Consider the following 2,833-nt stretch of genomic DNA (forward strand, 5'->3'; position numbering starts at 1 on the left):
ACACCGGTCACGACCACACCGGTCACGAAAACACCGGTCACGACCACACCGGTCACGAAAACACCGGTCACGACCACACCGGGGCCAGCACCAAGGCCACCGTGCAGGCCGGTCCCGGTGAGGCGGTGGAGTACACCTGCCCGATGCACCCGGAGGTCCGTCAGGAGGGGCCAGGCAGCTGCCCCATCTGCGGCATGGGCCTGGAACCGGTCGTCATCACCGCCCAGACCGGCCCCAGCCACGAGCTGGTCGACATGCGCCGCCGGTTCCGGGTCGGTCTGACACTGGCACTGCCGGTCTTCGCCCTGGAGATGGGCCGGCACTTCATCCCCGCCGTGCACGAGGCGATCCCCAGCAACGTCTCGACCTGGATCCAGTTCGTCCTGGCCACCCCGGTGGTGCTGTGGGCCGGGTGGCCGTTCTTCGTCCGCGGCGCGGCGTCGGTGCGCACCGGCCACCTGAACATGTTCACCCTCATCGCGATGGGCACCGGGGTGGCCTGGGTGTTCAGCACCGTGGCCACCTTCGCCCCCGGCATCTTCCCGGCCGCCTTCCGCGACGACGCGGGCAGCGGCACGGGCACCGTCGACGTCTACTTCGAGGCCGCCGCGGTCATCACCGTCCTGGTCCTGCTGGGTCAGGTGCTGGAACTGCGGGCCCGGGAGCAGACCTCGGGCGCCATCCGCGCCCTGCTGGACCTGGCCCCCAAGACCGCCCGCCGCCTCGACGACACCGGCGACGAAACGGAGATCAGCCTCAAGGACGTCGTCCTCGGCGATCGGCTGCGGGTCCGTCCCGGGGAGAAGGTGCCCGTCGACGGCACCGTGCTCGAAGGCCGGTCCTCAGTCGATGAGTCGCTGGTGACGGGTGAGTCGATGCCGGTCACCAAGACCGACGGGGACCGGGTGCTGGGCGGGACCATCAACTCCGCGGGATCGCTGACCATGCGCGCCGACGCCGTCGGGCGCGACACGGTGCTGTCCCGGATCGTGGCCATGGTCGCTGAGGCTCAGCGCTCCCGGGCCCCGATCCAGCGCCTGGCCGACAAGGTCGCAGCCGTCTTCGTCCCCGTCGTCATCGCCGTGGCCGTCATCGCGTTCACCGTCTGGGCCGTCGCCGGCCCCGACCCGCGCCTGGCGCACGCCCTGATCGTCGCGGTCGCGGTGCTGATCATCGCCTGCCCGTGCGCGCTGGGCCTGGCCACGCCCATGTCGATCATGGTCGGGGTCGGTCGCGGAGCCCGCTCCGGGGTGCTGATCAAGAACGCCGAGGCGCTGGAACGGCTGGAGAAGGTCGACACCCTGATCGTGGACAAGACCGGCACCCTCACCGAGGGCCGCCCCTCGGTGGACCGCGTCCTCCTGGTCCCCGCCGGCGCGACGAACGACGACGCCAGCTCTGCTGTTGAGGCCGAGGTGCTGCGTCTGGCTGCGGCCGTCGAGAAGGGTTCGGAGCACCCGCTGGGCGAGGCCATCGTCCGCGCCGCGCAGCAGCAGGGGCTGACAGTGCCGGCCGTGGCAAACTTCGAGGCCCCCGCCGGGCGCGGGGTCAGCGGCGTCGTCGAAAGCCGGCGCGTGACCATCGGCAGCGCCGGGCTGCTGTCCTCGATGGGCCTAGACGCCAGCCCCGCCCAGGCCGTCGCCGACGAGGTCCGCTCGACTGGAGCCATCGCCGTGCTCGTCGCCGTCGAGGGGCAGGTCATCGCGGTCATCGCCATCGCCGACCAGATCAAGGACTCCACCGCCACCGCGCTGAGCCAGCTGCGCGAGGCCGGCTTGGACATCGTCATGCTCACCGGCGACAACCGTGTCACCGCCCAAGCGGTGGCAGCTGGCTTGGGCATCAAGCGGGTCGAGGCCGAGGTGCTGCCTGACCACAAGAGTGAGGTCGTCAACCGGCTGCGCTCCGAAGGCCGTGTGGTGGCCATGGCCGGCGACGGTGTCAACGACGCCCCCGCGCTGGCCGCGGCCGACGTCGGGATCGCGATGGGCTCGGGCACCGATGTGGCGATGGAAAGCGCTGGGGTGACGCTGCTGCAAGGGGATCTGACCGCGATCGTGCGGGCGCGGCGGATCTCGCAGCTGACGATGCGCAACATCCGCCAGAACCTGCTGTTCGCCTTCGTCTACAACGCCGCTGGCATCCCCATCGCCGCCGGTGTCCTGTACCCGGTGTTCGGGCTGCTGCTCTCGCCGATCATCGCCGCCGCCGCGATGGCACTGTCCTCGGTCAGCGTCATCACCAACGCGCTACGGCTGCGCACCCAGCGGCTGTGACGTCCACGCTGGTGCCCCCTGCACGGCCCGAAACCCGCGACCGGGTCGGCGATGATGTGGATCCCGGCTGCAGAAGGAGACAGCGATGACGGCCCCCACGCCCGCGACGCCGCCCGGTTACGCCGGCACCAAGACCGCGCAACTGAAGCGATTGCGCCGCATCGAGGGTCAGGTCCGCGGCCTGCAGCGCATGATCGATGAGGACGCCTACTGCATCGACGTGCTCACCCAGGTCTCCGCGGCCACCAAGGCGCTGGAGGCCGTCGCGCTCAGCCTGCTGGAGGAGCACCTGGCGCACTGCGTCCGCGACGCCATCGCCTACGGCGGCGATGAGGCCGAGGCGAAGATCAAGGAGGCTTCGGCCGCCATCGCCCGCCTCGTCCGCTCCTGAAGACGTCCAGCCGCCAGCCGCACGATCGCACGATGCGGATTCACTAGTACGGAGAAGGAGCCACGACGAACTCGACCAGGCCCTGACCCGGCACAGGTGGACCTGGGTCGGATCCTGGCGGTACGGGCCCTTGCGGTCATGCCGAGGAGCGGGACGCTCGGTCATG

At 70.6% G+C, this 2,833-nt stretch carries 2 protein-coding genes; both read left to right on the forward strand.

Features of this window, described 5'->3' with window-relative positions; all coding sequences use genetic code 11:
* The coding region (locus AB1207_RS24355) for a copper-transporting P-type ATPase (protein WP_367641418.1) at window positions 1–2,276 on the forward strand (2,276 nt) is incomplete at its 5' end.
* A gap of 85 nt (window positions 2,277–2,361) precedes the next feature.
* On the forward strand, window positions 2,362–2,667 hold the full coding sequence (locus tag AB1207_RS24360; RefSeq protein ID WP_367641420.1) for a metal-sensitive transcriptional regulator: 306 nt from the start codon (window positions 2,362–2,364) through the stop codon (window positions 2,665–2,667).
* Window positions 2,668–2,833: the final 166 nt, after the last annotated feature.

This window comes from Kineococcus endophyticus (assembly GCF_040796495.1).
In the GTDB taxonomy this organism is placed as follows: domain Bacteria; phylum Actinomycetota; class Actinomycetes; order Actinomycetales; family Kineococcaceae; genus Kineococcus; species Kineococcus endophyticus.

Bases quoted from the DNA above. Each gene is read 5' to 3' on its own strand.
- AB1207_RS24360 (WP_367641420.1), top strand. From the start codon at position 2,362: ATGACGGCCCCCACGCCCGCGACGCCGCCCGGTTACGCCGGCACCAAG.